Below are 15,092 nucleotides of genomic sequence, written 5' to 3' on the forward strand. Positions count from 1 at the left end.
ATTTGCTTGATAGGAAAAATGTTGGCATTGATCAATTATCTACAAGATAAGTTATCTTAACTGAAGAATCACCGCAGTGATATTAAAGCCGCAAGATCACATCATAGCGACTTCTCTGACCAGATTACCAGTATTACCGCAGCAACCGGCTGGTAAAATAAATTTGCGTAGTTAAATAGCTACATGTATTTTTGTAGTCAAATAGCTACATAAGGCAATCCGCATAAACAAAATATATCATGGAGCGTAAAACCAAAGTAAATGTAGAAGATGGCAGACAGGAAGTTAAGATCACCCGCGACTTCGAACTGCCGGTAGACTTGCTGTTCAGAGCCTATGTAGAGGCCGATATCGTAGAACAATGGATGGGCACCAAAGTAGTCAAACTGGAAAGCACAAAACATGGCAGCTACCAATTTGAAACAACAGATCCTAAAGGCAACCTCCATCGCTTCAGTGGCGTGATCCATGAACTCATACCCGACCATAAGATCACCCGCACCTTCGAAATAGAGAACGGCGCTATGGGGGTACAATTGGAATTCCTGCGCTTCGAACCACTCACCGAAAATACCAGCAGGCTCAATATGCATGTACTATATGAATCCGTAGTCATAAGAGACCAGGTCGTCAAATTCGGTATGCCCAAAGGCATCGATATGGCACATACCCGTATACAAGAGATCATGAGCAAACTAAAAAAATAACCGGCAATGGCAAAGAGTGCAACAAATCATAAAGTAGATGCTTTCATAGACAGAGAAGAGAAGTGGCAGAAAGAATTTGAAAAGCTGAGAGACATCCTGCTCGACTGTATGATGGCAGAAGACCTGAAATGGGGCGTACCTTGCTATAGCTATAACGATAGTAACATCGTCCTGATACATGGCTTCAAAGATTACTGTGCTATATTGTTCTTCAAAGGCGCACTGTTAAGCGATCCGGAAAATGTATTGATACAACAGACGGAAAATGTACAGGCAGCACGTCAGCTCAGGTTTACCAGCCTGAAAGAAATAGTACAACTGGAAGCAGTCATAAAATCTTATGTATTCGAAGCCATTGAAGTGGAAAAAGCAGGCCTCCAGGTCAACCTGAAGAAAGTCTCTGAATTCGCCGTAGTAGAAGAATTCCAGCAAAAGCTGGATAAAATGCCCAAACTGAAAAAGGCTTTCGATGCTCTGACACCGGGCCGCCAGCGCGCCTACCTGTTGCACTTCTCCGCACCCAAGCAGGCAAAAACACGGGAAGCAAGAGTAGAAAAATGTATCCCACAAATACTCGACGGAAAAGGACTAAATGAATAGTCCTTTCCCTGTCTCATTATCGCCACCGGCTTTTCATTTCCTCTATCTCCTGCTCGATCCTTTTATTGATATTGATCTTGGCGCCGGTAAATGTATAGATCATCGTACCGTACTCCCTGGCAAATGGATTTGTTATAGAATCAGCTACCACCGCTGTCGTAAAGAAAGGACCGGATTTCTCTATCTCCATATCCCGCGCATTGTCTTTCACCCGTATCAGGTGCACATAACGTACACGCAGATCAAACCAATTGACATAGTCCGCATTAAAAGACACCGCCTTCACCCCTTTTTTCGTATAAAAGTTGATCGCACCCGCCTGGCCATAGTTGTCACAGAGTACCAGCGTCTTTGCAGGGTCCGGCATCAGCGCATATAAACTGTCTACCTTATGCGCCAGCTCTTTCCAACCAAGCATATCGGCAAAGTCCTGTGGCAACGGATGATCCTTGCCATCTTCCCACCGCAGCAACCCGATCTTTTTATAACGCTCCGCATGCGCTACAATGTACTCGGGGCTTTTCGTCGGGAACAATACCCGGTACATCGGCACGAAAAACAATAGCGGAATGATCACCAGCACCGGCTGCAAATACCGCTTCCAGCCATTGTCCAGCACATCCGCCAGATAAGCCGCACCAAAGGATATATAGATAGGATATATTCCAATAGCATAATAGTCTTTAGCCTTGAAATACAGAAACACGGCTAGCGTAAATACCAGACTCCAGAAGAAAACCGCATATTTACGCAGAGGAGCATAGCTTAATACCGCATACAACCCCGCCAGTGTCACCGGTAATGCCCCCACGAAGAACAAAAGCTGCGCCCGCAGGAAACCCCACCGGTCTACATGCACCAGCTGCCGCTCGGACAACTCTTTCATATGATGCACCACCGGGAAATGATGATGATATTGCCAAAGCAGGTTAGGCACTATCAGTAGCAGCGCCAGCAAAGCAGCCAGGTAAAGGTGTTTTTCCGTAAATAGTTGTCGCTGCCACGTAAGCAGCAACGCTGGTAGCAATCCCATCACACAGAAAACGATATTGTACTTATTAAGGAATCCAAAGGCAAATACAAGCGCACCAATATATAACCACTTCACCCGGTCGTCATATATATACCGGATCAGGCAATAATACAGTAAGGTCCAACAAAGCACATCCAGCGAATTAGGCTGGTACAGGATGTTAAGCCGCAAGAGGATGGAGAATAATACGCAGGTCGCCCCGAGTATAAGAGCAAACAGGCCGCCTTTCAATACCTCGATCGCTTTCCAGACTACCAGCAAGGTCAATGCCCCGAATAAGGCAGGGAAGAACTTCACCCAGAATACCGAATTGCCCAATAACCGGATAAGGTAGGAATTCCACGAAGTCACAGGTGGTACCGACAAATATCCCCATGCCAGATGCCCGGCCTGGTCCAGGTGCAAATATTCATCCCTTTGCAAATCATACTCCGGGCTGATCAGATGATAACTCAACAGGAACTTGACAATGATAAATGCCAGTAAAATGATTGTTTTCTTTGTCATAGGTAATTACATAAATAAATCAGACCGGCCACTCGACCGGATGTCCCGTTGGTATATACGAAGAATGGAAAAGCCTGTAAGGCGTATCAGATTAATTTGCAGACACTAATATACGCATTCTTTCAGGACCTTACTATCTGCCTCAAACAATCCCCGCTCCTTACTTGTTACATATCGAGAGTAAATAACGACTGGCGCAAATATTGTAGCCATTAACAAATTTCCCTGGATAATGACAAAACTATACGCCCTGGGTTGCCTGGCTGCAATGGCATTCATAGGCTGCCAGCATGCCAGCAACACGCACGAACAAACGGAAACTGCCATACCGGTTGTCATACAGCAGCTGACCAAAAGCAGCGATCAGAACACCATCCGCCTCAGCGGTAATGTAGAGGGTAATAAGACCGTACGCCTCGGATTTATGGTCGCGGGTAAAATCAACTATATCGCTGCCAACGAAGGCCAACGTGTCAATGCCGGACAACTCCTGGCCAGCCTCGACCCGCAAAGCTATGGCTACGCCCTCGATGCCGCCAACGCCAGCCTCAACCAGGTACAGGACGAATACGACCGCCTAAAGATCATGCACGAAAGGAAAAGCCTCAGCGAAAGCGACTTCTCCAAAGTATCCAACACACTGGAACAAGCCAAAGCCCAACGTAACCTCCAGCAAAAGAATGTCAAAGAGACCAAACTATATGTTCCCTTCAATGGTGTACTGCTGAAGAAAAATGCCGAAGTAGGAGAGATCGTAAACACCGGTATGCCCCTGTTCGTTGTGGCCGATATACAACAGGTCAAAGTCAACGCAGCAGTACCCGAGTCCGAACTGCGAAGTATACGCCTCGGACAGGAGAGTAAAGTATACATCCCCTCCCTGGACACTACCTTCACCGGCAAAGTGGTAGAAGTAGGCTCCGCCGCCGATGCCACCACCCGCGCATTCACCGTTAAGATGGAGCTTAAAAATCCGCAGCTCCTTATCCGCCCTGGTATGATCGCAGAGTTACAGACCACCTCCGCCACCAGGAGCGAAATGATGGTACTACCGGCAGAAGCCGTACTCCATGATACCGACAACTCCACCTATGTCTTCATCGCCGATACCGCCCGCCACCAGGCCTTTAAACGTAAGGTCACCCTGGGCCGGCTGGTAGACAATAAGATAGAAATCACCTCAGGCATCAACGAAAACGAACAGGTAGTCACCGGCGGTCAGCAGAAATTACATGACGGCGTAGCGATCACCATAAAATAATTGCCCTATGAATTTTGTGAAGTCATCGCTCAAATATCCGCAAGTCACCCTGCCCGTCCTGCTCCTGGTATTCATCGTCGGCGTCAACTCCCTGTTGAACATGCCCCGGCGTGAAGACCCGAAGATCACCATCCGCCAGGGCCTCGTCCTCGCCTACTACCCGGGTGCCAATGCCGCTCAGGTAGAAGACCAGGTCACCAAAAAGATAGAACAATACCTCTTCCAGTTCGAAGAAGTCAAAAAAGAAAAAACCTACTCCACCACCAGCGATGGCATGATGGTCATCAACGTAGAACTGGAAGAATCCGTTAAAAACCCGGATGTCTTCTGGAGCAAACTACGACACGAACTACTGCTGGTCAAAAACCTCGACCTGCCCCAAGGCGTCAGAGGCCCCATCGTCAACTCAGACTTCGGCGATACCGAAGCCCTGGTCATCGGCATCGTCAGCAATAATGCCGACTACACACAGCTGAAGAGCTATACCCAGAAGCTGGAAGACGAACTGCGCACCGTCAACGCCGTCTCCAAGATCAAACGTATCGGCGAACAGAAAGAACAGATCTCCGTTACCTCCAACTCAGAAAAACTGGCACAATACGGTATCAGCCTTTCGCAAGTAGTACAGGTACTGCAATCACAGAATGCCATTAATGCCACCGGCGATGTCAAGACCGACCTTTCCAAAGTGCCACTCTATACCAGCGGCTACTACAGCTCCGAAGACCAGATCGCCAATCAGATCGTCGGTACCTCCCGCACCGGCGAAGTGATACGCCTTGGCGATGTAGCCGACATCAAACGTAACTACCAGGAGCCCACTCAGGAAATATCCGTCAACGGCGAAAAGGCCATGATGCTGGCCGTAGAAATGCGCGAAGGACATAACATCGTCAAGTTCGGAGAAGACTTGCAGAAAAAGATAGCTGAAATAGGAAAACTACTCCCCGGCAATGTCAAGCTGATCACCATCGTCAACCAACCACATATAGTAGACGAAAACATCAGCCACTTCATCCGCGAATTCTTCCTGGCAATCGTATCCGTAGTCATAGTGGTCGTACTGCTACTACCGCTCCGTATTGCTGCCGTAGCTGCCATGGCCATCCCCATGACCATCGCTGTGACCTTCGCACTCCTGCACATGTTCAGCATAGAGCTGCACCAGGTGTCGCTTGCAGCTCTCATCGTAGTACTGGGTATGGTAGTAGACGATGCTATCGTGATAGCCGATAACTATGTCGAACTGCTCGACGAAGGCGTCGAACGATGGACCGCCGCCTGGCGTAGCGCCACCGACCTCGTTGTCCCCGTACTCACCGCCACCATTACCATCATAGCGGCATTCATGCCCATGGTCATCCTGACCGGGTCAGTAGGAGAGTTCATCTTCGCCCTGCCGATCACCGTCGCCATCGCGCTGGCAGCCTCATTCATCGTGGCCATGGTACTTACCCCCTTATTATGTTACACCTTCATCAAAAAAGGCCTGCACGACCACAGCACACCAAAAAGTGACCAAAAGAAAGAGAAACGCTCCGTCCTCGATCGTATGCAGGATGGCTATGATAATGCAATAGAATGGTGCATGCGCCGCCCCGGACTCACCGTCATCGTCAGCCTGGTAACAGTGGCCGCCGCCTTCCTCCTCTATAAAGGCATCCGCCAGAAGTTCTTCCCGGCAGCAGAACGTAACCAGTTCGTCGTCGAAGTATGGATGCCCACCCGTACCAAACTGGATAAGACCAGGGAAGCTATACTCAAAGTAGAACGCCTGGTGAAGGAAGATAAACGCGTGGTCAGCTATGCCACCTTCGTCGGTACCAGCGCTCCGCGCTTCTACTACAACTTTTCCCCGGAAGTACCCGTTAGCAACTACGCCCAGGTACTGGTCAACACCTCCGATGATAAAGCCGCCGAAACCCTCGCAGAAGCACTGTCCCACAAAGTAGATACCCTCATCCCCGAAGGTCGCCCCCAGGTCAAACTGATGCAACAGGGCTCACCTTCCAAAGCTCCCGTAGAGGTCCGTATCATCGGCGATGAACTGAGCCAGCTCAAACGTATCGGCATCTCCATACAGGACATCCTGCAAAAAGCCAAAGGCAGCGCCATGGTACGCACCGACTTCCGCGAAGACTACTACGGCATCGGCATCAACCTCACCGACGAAGCCAACCGCCTCGGGTTCACCACCACCAGCATCGCCAAAATGGTATATACCGGCTTCTCCGGATACCCCGTATCGACCATGTATGAAGGCAATAACCCCGTAGACATCGTACTGCGCCTCGATGAAAAAAGCCGCCGCAACTCCGACGACTTGCAGAATATGTACCTCAGCTCCCCCGTCACCGGTGCCAATGTACCCCTCCGCCAGATCGCCCGCCTCACCCCCGAATGGCAGACCGGCAACATCATGCACCGCAACGGCATACGCACCCTCACCGTCCTCAGCGAAACAAAAGACGGAATACTCCCCTCCGAACTGCTCGGCACCATACAACCACAGATCCGGAAGATACCCCTGCCCCCCGGATATCGTATCGAATATGGTGGAGAAGATGCCAACAAAAAAGAAACCTTCAGTCAGATGATCGTCGCCTTGCTCATCAGCCTGTTACTCATATATTTTATCCTGCTGTTCCAGTTCCGCAACCTCAAAGAAGCAACCCTGGTCATGCTCACCATCCCACTCAGCCTGTTCGGCGCCATGCTGGGGCTGATCATCACCCGCAACAACTTCGGCTTCACCGCATTCGTCGGGTTGATCAGCCTGTCAGGTATCGTAGTCCGCAACGCTATCATACTCATCGACCATACAAACGAACTACTCAAACATGGCATGGACATTCGCACCGCAGCCATTGAATCCGGCAAACGAAGGATGCGTCCCATCTTCCTTACCGCCATGGCCGCTGCCATCGGTGTACTTCCCATGATACTGTCCGGCTCCCCCATGTGGAGCCCCCTGGCCAGCGTCATCGCCGTCGGCGTAGTATGGTCCATGGTCATGGCCCTGCTCACCGTACCCGTACTATACGTCATGTGGATCAAACCAAAGGACAAGAAGGATATATTGAACAACGCTAAACCGGTGCAACATGAAGCATAGTACCATTAACATAAAAAGAAGCATAGGCATCGGCATTTTGATGATCGCTATCACCTGCACCGCCAACGCACAGACAGATACCCTGCGGCTGGAACAAGCCCGCGAAATGGCCCTGCAACAAAACCACCTCGTTAAAATCCAACGGGAGAAATTACAGGAAACCAAAGCTAAAATCATCAACGCCCGCAGTAAGAATAAACCCCTCATATTCGCCAGCGGTAACTATATATACAACGGCGTCACCAAAGACTACGTCATCCCCAAAGGTGTCCTCGGCTCCCTGGCAGGCAATCCCCTGCCACTCTCAGATATCAGCTTATCCGTTAGCAAACATCACCTGCTCATGGGCAGCGTAATGGCCTATCAACCAATCAGCCAGCTGGGCAAGATAGGAGTGGGCATACAAGCCGCCGAAGCCGACCTGCAGATCGCAACCGCACAGGTGACCAAAGCCGAACTGGAAATACAACAAGGGGTAGAGAAGTTGTACTACGCCTACCTCATGGCCCTGCAGCAAAGAGAAGAAGCCTCCGCCAATATCGCATTGTCAGAACTCAAACTGTACGATGTAGAAAGCGCCCTCATGGCAGGTAAGACAGAAGAAGTGAACAAAATAGGACTACAGGCCGACCTCGCCAGTCAACAGCAAAAGCGGTTACAAATAGAGAATCAGATAGAAGACTACGCGGCCGATCTCCGCCAGCTCACGGGTATCGGTGGTTCAGGCTGGTTATACCTGCCCGATGTCACCACGCCACTACCACCCCTTCCTGCACTGGAAAGCTATCTCAAACAGACAGACAATAACCCCGATGTGAAGATGGCCGGTATGAATATTCAAAAGGCAGGCTACGGTATCGATGCTGCTAAACAAGACCGCATGCCCAACATCGGACTAATGGGTGGTTATACCTATCAGAACGTTGTGCCTCTGCTACCAGGACACAATTACTTCCTGGGCGTTAACCTCAGCTGGAATATCATAGACTTCGGCAAGCGCCGGTCCGAAATAGACCAGTATGTATCGCAGAAAAAACAGGCGGAAGAATACCTGGCCCATACCAGGGAAGAACTACATACACAGGTAGAAAAAGCCTACCGCAAAGCCTCCCAGTCATACCGGCTTATTGCCGTAGCAGAAAAAGCCGTGCAATATCGCCGCGAGGAATACCGCCTTAAAAATGACCGTAAAGCAGCAGGACTTACCTTGCCCAAAGATGTACTGGAAACCAAAGTCGCTCTGGCTAAAGCAGAACAGGATCGGTATAGCGCACAAATGGCCTATCGCATCGCTCTCACCGACCTGCAAAAATTGACAGGCAACACTATACCTGCATATTAGCAGGTATAGTATCAAGTAGCAATAGGATAACACATGGGACAATAATGGAATAGACCGTTCTAACCACCCTTCCCCTTATCCAGCTAAAATAAATTTGCCATTATATTTTTAACGTACGTTTTTTATCGTACCTTAGTGTCATGAGAGGTAAAAAAGAAATATCCAGAGAAACAGTACCGACCAGAGCAGAAATGGACGTACTACAGGTACTCTGGCAACATGGGCCTTCCACCGTACGTTTTGTACACGATACCCTCAATCAGCAGAAAGAGGCGGTACAATATACCTCTACCCTCAAGCTGATGCAGGTCATGACCGAAAAGGGAATGCTGACGCGTGACGAAAGTAGTATGAAACATATCTACAGCGCAGCATTGGAAGAAGAAAAAACAAAAGGGACCTTGCTTTCCCGCTTTGTAGATAATATGTACAATGGCTCCGTCAGTAACCTGATGATGGCCCTCCTGGGCAATGATAAAACTTCAAAGAAAGAACTGAAAGTGCTGAAGGAAATGCTGGACAAACTCGACGATAAGCAATAGCTAAAAACCAGTACCATGAACAACAGGTGGCTCATCGAATGCGACATATTCAATCAGGGTATACATGCCTTCTGCTGGATGCTGCTGCATTCCCTGTGGCAGGGATTGATACTTACTATGCTGGCGGGCCTGGTAATGTCTTTTACCAGAAAGGCAGCTGCAAACGTACGCTATAACCTCTTGGTCTCAATAATGGCCGCCTTCCTGGTCACGACAGCTATTACATTCACATATGAATGGCAGGCCTTCGGTAACGACAGCCAATGGTCAAACACAAATAGATGGTCCCTCGCCAGCACAACACATAGGCAATGGTTGACAGCAATAGCCACCTATTGCTCCGAGCATACCATCGGCCTGCTCACCATCTGGTGGATGCTGTTCTGCTTTAAATGCTGGCAACTGGGTAGGGGAGTACTATATCTAAGGCATATACGTAAAGGAGCCGCGCACCTGCCCACACCCGAATGGCAGGTAAGAATGGCCATCTTTACAGAAAAGCTGCAACTCCGCCGGTCGGTGCAACTGCTCGAATCCGGCCTGACTAAAGTACCCGTCGTGATCGGCCATTTCAAACCAGTGATCTATATGCCACTGGGTTTACTGACCCGGCTGCCGGCAGCACAGCTGGAAGCCGTACTGCTGCATGAGCTCGCACATATACACCGTCACGATTACCTCATCAATTTCGTACAACACCTGGCAGAAGCCATATTCTGCTGCAACCCCGGATTCCTGTGGGTATCCGCGCTGCTCAAACAGGAAAGAGAACACTGCTGTGATGATCTCGCCCTGCAACATACGGGCAAAAAGAAACCACTGATACAGGCCCTGGTATCCTTCAAAGAGTATGCAATGTATGGCGCCACACTCACCCCGGCATTCCCCGGACAAAAACAACACCTGGTACAACGCGCCGCCCGCCTGCTGCAAGGCAGTAACACACCCCTGAATACCCGGGAAAGGGCTTTCTGTTTTATCAGCATGCTGACCATCGCCCTCCTGTTAGGTGCGTTAGGAACAAAAAAGATATTTAGTACCGATAATGCCCGGCAACCATTGGCCAGAGTAGCTACCACACATCTGCTATCGACCAGCGATGCAGATACACAGCTGAAGATACATAGCCGCAGTAATATGCACTATCAGAACCCGCCGGAACAGAAACAACAGCACAAAAAGATGGCACAGCACGAAAAACCATCGCAGCCCTCACCTAAGCAGACACATAAACACAAAACAATAACGATAGACAAACAGCCGGTGCAAAAAGAAGCTAAGGAGCAAGCACAAATGAACATACCGGAAATGGCAGGGAATATCCATAACCCGGAAGCACAGGTACACTACGACAAACTAAAAGAAGCAGCCGATCGCATGCGCCAGCAAGCCGACCGCGATCGTATCCAGGCAGAACAACATAGACAACAGGCAGAACTCGACCGGCAACAAGCCGACCGCGATCGCATACAAGCCGATAAAGATCGCAAACGTGCCGACCTCGATCGCCAGCAGGCAGAAAAAGACCGCATCCGCGCAGAAAAAGATCGGGCACAGGCAGAACGAGATAGGGCAAGAGCCGAAAGAGATCGCATCCTGGCTATGCAAGACAGACTATCTTATTAATATCACCATAGATCATTTTTAAACATTGTATTCCCTGTCGCCGACAGGTGAACAGCCTCTCTTTTCGCCATTACTAATTAAAACAGAAAGAAATGAAAAAATTCGTACTGATCTTCAGTGTCACACTGATGACGACCGCCTATGCAGTCACAACTACTCAGGCACAGACATCCGCTACCGTTACTTCCTATAATAGTGATAATAACGTAGAGCAGATCAACACCTTCCTGGATGGTAAGTCCTACCGGATGCGTCTCGAACGTGACAAACTAGTAGAACTATACATCGATAATCAACAGATCCCCGCCACCGAATGGCCCAAATATGATTCAGTGATCCGCAAGCTGCAAGAACAGCTGAAGAAAGACCGCGCTCAAGCAGAAAAAGATCGCGCGCAGGCAGAACTCGACCGGCAACAGGCCGGCCGCGATCGTATCCAGGCAGAAAAAGATCGCGCTCGCGCAGAACAGGATCGGCAACAAGCCGATAAAGACCGTATCCAGGCAGAAAAAGATCGCGCCCAGGCCGAAAGACATCGCATACAGGCCGATAAAGATCGGGCGCATGCAGAAGTGGCCCGCCAACAAGCCGACAAAGACCGCGCCCAGGCAGAAAAAGATCGTGCCCGCGCAGAAATAGACCGCCAGAAAGCCGAAGCCGATCGCAAACTGGTCGAGTCCATGGTAGACGACCTCGTAGCACAAAAAATACTGACAGGTAAAACCGATGATTACTCCATCCAACTTTCGGATAAAGTCTTCATCGTAAATGGTAAAGAACAACCAACAGCCCTGCACCAGCAATTCAAAGCCAAATATCTCAAAGATGCCGCCAAAACCATCAACGTACAACGCTATAATGGTAACGGCATACACATGAACGTACGCTAATACCATAGTCACCGGGGACAACCAACCGCTGTCCCCGGTAACTATCAATGAACATCACCGATAGTCGCCTCACCCGGCTGCCAGCCACATGGCGTCAACGCCGTCGTCTGTAAAGCCTGCAATACCCGCAATACCTCATCTACATTACGCCCCGTACGCATATCATACAGACTTACATCTCGAACTGTATTTTCCGGGTCTATAATAAACGTGGCCCGGTAAGCCACCCGTTCTACCCCATCCAGTATACCCATCGCCGTTGCCAGTGATTTCAAAGTGTCAGCAAGCAACGGGATATGCAATTGCCGTAACCCCGGATGCTGCTGCCGCCATCCCATATGTACATATTCCGAATAAGTAGAAGCACCCAATACCAACGCATTCGCAGCAGCAAACACCGCCGCCTGCCGGTCAAAATCAATGATCTCCGCCTCCTGCAGGCACAATACTCCCCATATCCCCAATAAGGCATCCCCTGGGATTAAAAGACCGGATCAGTATTGTAAAGACTGAATGTTTTTTTTGGTAAATATCTAAAGTTAGACTTATCTAATAAATAAGTTTGTGGATATTTATTTTTATTTGCCAACTTGCTTTTATAGCTACCTTTGTAGCATGTATTCGCAAGCAGAAGAAAACTACCTGAAAGCATTGTTGAAGATCACCTGCGTAAATGGAGAGGCAAACGTAAACCAGCTGAGCAAAGACCTGGATATCAAAATGCCCACCGTCAACAGCATGATGAAAAAGCTGGCAGAAAAACAATTGGTACACTATGAAAGCTATAAACCTGTCAGACTCACACCGGCAGGCAAAAAAGCAGCAGCGCTGATATTGCGCAAACACCGCCTCACAGAGATGTTCCTCGTAGCAATAATGGGATTCGGCTGGGAAGAAGTACATCCCATCGCAGAACAAATAGAGCATATCCAATCGCCGCTCTTCTTCGAGAAAATGGATAATATTTTGAACCATCCACGTGTCGATCCGCATGGCTCACCTATACCTGATAAAAGCGGTAACCTGCCACAGCTACGATACACCCCGCTATCCGCTTGCAAGGAAAAAGATAAAGTAACCTTTCAGGCAGTAGCCGATTCGTCAGAAGAATTTCTGCGTTTCCTCAATAAAAAAGAAATGCAATTAGGCATGACCATGAAAATTGTACATGTAGAAGCTTTCGATGGCTCTATGGAAGTCGAATTGGCAGGCGCACACCGCGAAGTGCTTAGCTCCACCGCCTGCAACAGGATCTTGGTCACCGTCAATAAAAAATAATTCCCTGTTGTTATCTCCGGCGCCGGAGATAACAACAGGGAAAGATATGGAGCCATTTGCCTATAATGCTGGCACCGGTTGTGGTGTCGCAATCTTATTAGAGCCCTTACTCACTGCCTCCACTATATCATTGAAAATAAGTCTGTTCACCTCTTCTGTTCCCCCTTTGAGGAATTCGTAATCCTCAAATTGATTAGTAACTTTTTCAGAAGTGGCCCTGAATGTAATATAGTATATACCGTAGAATCCTGGGGATATACTGAACGCTCCTCCATTGATCTCGCCGTAAGGTCCTATGTCCACAAAACCTGTGAAAGTATGCATTAATCCGTCTTTCATAACAGTGAACCTGATTGGTTCAGGTATTCGGACCGCATCAGCCGTAAAAGAAAAAACACTAATGAATAGGGCGATTAACAAAGAAATTCTCAATAAAATTTTCATAGTAAAGTTTTTAAAAAGTGAAAGAATAGATATCAGTTTCCGGAAGACTGAGCAAGGTTAATGAGCTACATTAATAAGATACATACTACGTAACCAATAGGTTAGTGATATCGGGGCACACTCAAATAGGGGGTTAAATTGCTACGCTAATGTAGCGATAGCCCAAAGCACACTCAAATATTCTCAACAAACGGTACTGAAAAGTTTATTAACGGTACTTGCCACCACCGATCCTCTTTTTTCTTCTAATCTTCACATTTTTTTTAGCTTTATTGTCTATAGTGACTGCATTCGCAGGGCAGCGCATAAAACATGTGAACATATGAAAAGAATGACCTACCTCCTGATCGCCACACTCCTGATGGCAGCCAACGCATGGGCACAACAACGTCCCAATATCGTATTCATCCTCGCCGACGACCTCGGCTACGGCGACCTGGGTGCATATGGACAACAAAAGATCAAAACACCCAACATAGATCGGCTGGCCAAACAAGGCATGTTGTTCACACAATTTTATGCCGGCACCTCCGTATGCGCACCTTCCCGCTCTGCCTTACTCACCGGGCAGCATACCGGCCACACCTACATCCGGGGCAATAAAGAAGTCAAACCAGAAGGGCAGGAGCCACTCGCCGATACCGTGCAGAGCTACGCCACCCTCTTGAAACAGGCAGGATATGTCACCGGCGCATTCGGCAAGTGGGGGCTGGGAATGGTAGGTACCTCCGGCGCCCCGGACAAAAAAGGCTTCGATGTATTCTATGGCTACAACTGCCAGCGTCAGTCACATCGCTATTATCCCACTCACTTGTGGAGCAACGATCAACGCATAGACCTGCCAGGCAACGACCTCGCACACAAAGTGGTATATGCACCGGAATGGATACAGGAAAAAACACTGGACTTCATCACCGTAAATAAAGACCGGCCCTTCTTCCTCTTTGTCCCATCCGTATTACCCCATGCAGAACTGCAAGGCCCCGATGACGAATACTATAAACAATACGAACATAGTTTTGAAGAACATCCATATAAGGGCAACGACTATGGCCCCAACGCCGCCATAGCCGGATATGCCTCCGTCGCTAAACCCCGCGCCACTTACGCCGCAATGGTCGCCAGACTGGATGCGCACGTCGGACAGATACTGGCCAAACTCGACCAACTGGGACTAACCCAAAAGACCATCGTTATCTTCAGCAGCGATAATGGTGCGCACAGAGAAGGGGGGGCTGACCCGGCCTTCTTCAACAGCGCCGGCAACCTACGCGGATTCAAACGTGACCTCTATGAAGGTGGCATCAAAACCCCCTTCATCGTAAAATGGCCTGGAACAGTAAAACCCGGTAGCCGCACTAACTTCATCGGCGCCTTCTGGGACCTCATGCCCACTCTCGTAGCCATCGCCCACGCTCCAAAACCCCGACACACCGATGGCATCTCCTTCTTACCAACTCTTACAGGCAAAGGCAAACAAACACAACATCCCTACCTGTACTGGGAGTTTCATGAAGATGGCGGTCGCCAGGCCGTACGTATGGGCCGATGGAAAGGCGTAAAGCAAAAAGTAACCGCAGATACCAACGCCCCACTCGAACTCTATGACCTGGAAAAAGATCCTCGGGAACAACATGATATCGCTGCACAACACCCGGATGTCGTAAGGCAACTGAATAATTACATCAGTCAGGCGCATAACGAAAGTCCCATCTTCCCGCTCCTGAAGCAATAGGAACGAATGAGA

13 protein-coding genes are annotated in these 15,092 nt (G+C 49.1%); 10 read left to right on the forward strand and 3 right to left on the reverse strand.

Annotated features, from left to right (window positions below):
• Positions 1-239: 239 nt before the first annotated feature.
• Both KTO58_RS04885 and KTO58_RS04890 read left to right on the forward strand, forming a co-directional pair.
• Complete coding sequence (locus KTO58_RS04885) at positions 240-707, forward strand: SRPBCC domain-containing protein (RefSeq protein WP_095840463.1); 468 nt, start codon at positions 240-242, stop codon at positions 705-707.
• A gap of 6 nt (positions 708-713) precedes the next feature.
• Positions 714-1,307: a YdeI/OmpD-associated family protein gene (locus KTO58_RS04890; RefSeq protein ID WP_095840462.1), complete on the forward strand. Its 594-nt coding sequence runs from the start codon at positions 714-716 to the stop codon at positions 1,305-1,307.
• 16 nt (positions 1,308-1,323) lie between these two features.
• Here the strand turns inward: KTO58_RS04890 and KTO58_RS04895 are convergent, their stop codons facing one another.
• The gene (locus KTO58_RS04895; RefSeq protein ID WP_095840461.1) at positions 1,324-2,847 is read right to left on the reverse strand and encodes a glycosyltransferase family 39 protein; all 1,524 of its coding nucleotides are present in this window, start codon (positions 2,845-2,847) and stop codon (positions 1,324-1,326) included.
• Positions 2,848-3,079: 232 nt separating this feature from the next.
• Here KTO58_RS04895 and KTO58_RS04900 point away from each other — a divergent pair, with 232 nt between their 5' ends.
• The 6 genes from KTO58_RS04900 (at position 3,080) to KTO58_RS04925 (ending at position 11,623) form a co-directional block, all read left to right on the forward strand.
• Positions 3,080-4,108 (forward strand): efflux RND transporter periplasmic adaptor subunit, encoded by a 1,029-nt coding sequence (locus tag KTO58_RS04900; RefSeq protein WP_095840460.1) that lies wholly within the window; start codon positions 3,080-3,082, stop codon positions 4,106-4,108.
• A gap of 7 nt (positions 4,109-4,115) precedes the next feature.
• Positions 4,116-7,223, forward strand: a complete 3,108-nt coding sequence (locus tag KTO58_RS04905) for an efflux RND transporter permease subunit (RefSeq protein WP_095840459.1) — start codon at positions 4,116-4,118, stop codon at positions 7,221-7,223.
• Entirely contained in the window at positions 7,213-8,565 is a 1,353-nt protein-coding gene (locus tag KTO58_RS04910; RefSeq protein WP_095840458.1) for a TolC family protein, read from the forward strand. The genes KTO58_RS04905 and KTO58_RS04910 overlap by 11 nt, the downstream gene beginning before the upstream one ends.
• Before the next feature lie 140 nt (positions 8,566-8,705).
• A complete protein-coding gene (locus KTO58_RS04915; RefSeq protein ID WP_095840457.1) occupies positions 8,706-9,107 on the forward strand; it encodes a BlaI/MecI/CopY family transcriptional regulator in 402 nt (133 codons plus the stop codon).
• A gap of 15 nt (positions 9,108-9,122) precedes the next feature.
• The gene (locus KTO58_RS04920; protein ID WP_095840456.1) at positions 9,123-10,733 is read left to right on the forward strand and encodes a M56 family metallopeptidase; all 1,611 of its coding nucleotides are present in this window, start codon (positions 9,123-9,125) and stop codon (positions 10,731-10,733) included.
• Positions 10,734-10,825: 92 nt separating this feature from the next.
• A complete protein-coding gene (locus KTO58_RS04925) occupies positions 10,826-11,623 on the forward strand; it encodes a hypothetical protein (protein ID WP_095840455.1) in 798 nt (265 codons plus the stop codon).
• A gap of 44 nt (positions 11,624-11,667) precedes the next feature.
• Here the strand turns inward: KTO58_RS04925 and KTO58_RS04930 are convergent, their stop codons facing one another.
• Positions 11,668-12,087: a redoxin domain-containing protein gene (locus KTO58_RS04930; RefSeq protein ID WP_225860059.1), complete on the reverse strand. Its 420-nt coding sequence runs from the start codon at positions 12,085-12,087 to the stop codon at positions 11,668-11,670.
• Positions 12,088-12,238: 151 nt separating this feature from the next.
• Here KTO58_RS04930 and KTO58_RS04935 point away from each other — a divergent pair, with 151 nt between their 5' ends.
• Positions 12,239-12,901 carry a metal-dependent transcriptional regulator gene (locus tag KTO58_RS04935; RefSeq protein WP_225860060.1) on the forward strand — a complete coding sequence of 221 codons (663 nt, stop codon included), beginning with the start codon at positions 12,239-12,241 and terminating at the stop codon, positions 12,899-12,901.
• 60 nt (positions 12,902-12,961) lie between these two features.
• Here the strand turns inward: KTO58_RS04935 and KTO58_RS04940 are convergent, their stop codons facing one another.
• The gene (locus tag KTO58_RS04940; protein WP_095840453.1) at positions 12,962-13,345 is read right to left on the reverse strand and encodes a hypothetical protein; all 384 of its coding nucleotides are present in this window, start codon (positions 13,343-13,345) and stop codon (positions 12,962-12,964) included.
• Positions 13,346-13,667: 322 nt separating this feature from the next.
• Here KTO58_RS04940 and KTO58_RS04945 point away from each other — a divergent pair, with 322 nt between their 5' ends.
• Complete coding sequence (locus KTO58_RS04945; protein ID WP_095840452.1) at positions 13,668-15,080, forward strand: arylsulfatase; 1,413 nt, start codon at positions 13,668-13,670, stop codon at positions 15,078-15,080.
• Positions 15,081-15,092: the final 12 nt, after the last annotated feature.

The organism is Chitinophaga pendula (assembly GCF_020386615.1).
In the GTDB taxonomy this organism is placed as follows: Bacteria; Bacteroidota; Bacteroidia; order Chitinophagales; family Chitinophagaceae; genus Chitinophaga; species Chitinophaga pendula.

Bases quoted from the DNA above. Each gene is read 5' to 3' on its own strand.
- KTO58_RS04885 (WP_095840463.1), top strand. From the start codon at position 240: ATGGAGCGTAAAACCAAAGTAAATGTAGAAGATGGCAGACAGGAAGTT.
- KTO58_RS04890 (WP_095840462.1), top strand. From the start codon at position 714: ATGGCAAAGAGTGCAACAAATCATAAAGTAGATGCTTTCATAGACAGA.
- KTO58_RS04895 (WP_095840461.1), bottom strand. From the start codon at position 2,847: ATGACAAAGAAAACAATCATTTTACTGGCATTTATCATTGTCAAGTTC.
- KTO58_RS04900 (WP_095840460.1), top strand. From the start codon at position 3,080: ATGACAAAACTATACGCCCTGGGTTGCCTGGCTGCAATGGCATTCATA.
- KTO58_RS04905 (WP_095840459.1), top strand. From the start codon at position 4,116: ATGAATTTTGTGAAGTCATCGCTCAAATATCCGCAAGTCACCCTGCCC.
- KTO58_RS04910 (WP_095840458.1), top strand. From the start codon at position 7,213: ATGAAGCATAGTACCATTAACATAAAAAGAAGCATAGGCATCGGCATT.
- KTO58_RS04915 (WP_095840457.1), top strand. From the start codon at position 8,706: ATGAGAGGTAAAAAAGAAATATCCAGAGAAACAGTACCGACCAGAGCA.
- KTO58_RS04920 (WP_095840456.1), top strand. From the start codon at position 9,123: ATGAACAACAGGTGGCTCATCGAATGCGACATATTCAATCAGGGTATA.
- KTO58_RS04925 (WP_095840455.1), top strand. From the start codon at position 10,826: ATGAAAAAATTCGTACTGATCTTCAGTGTCACACTGATGACGACCGCC.
- KTO58_RS04935 (WP_225860060.1), top strand. From the start codon at position 12,239: ATGTATTCGCAAGCAGAAGAAAACTACCTGAAAGCATTGTTGAAGATC.
- KTO58_RS04940 (WP_095840453.1), bottom strand. From the start codon at position 13,345: ATGAAAATTTTATTGAGAATTTCTTTGTTAATCGCCCTATTCATTAGT.
- KTO58_RS04945 (WP_095840452.1), top strand. From the start codon at position 13,668: ATGAAAAGAATGACCTACCTCCTGATCGCCACACTCCTGATGGCAGCC.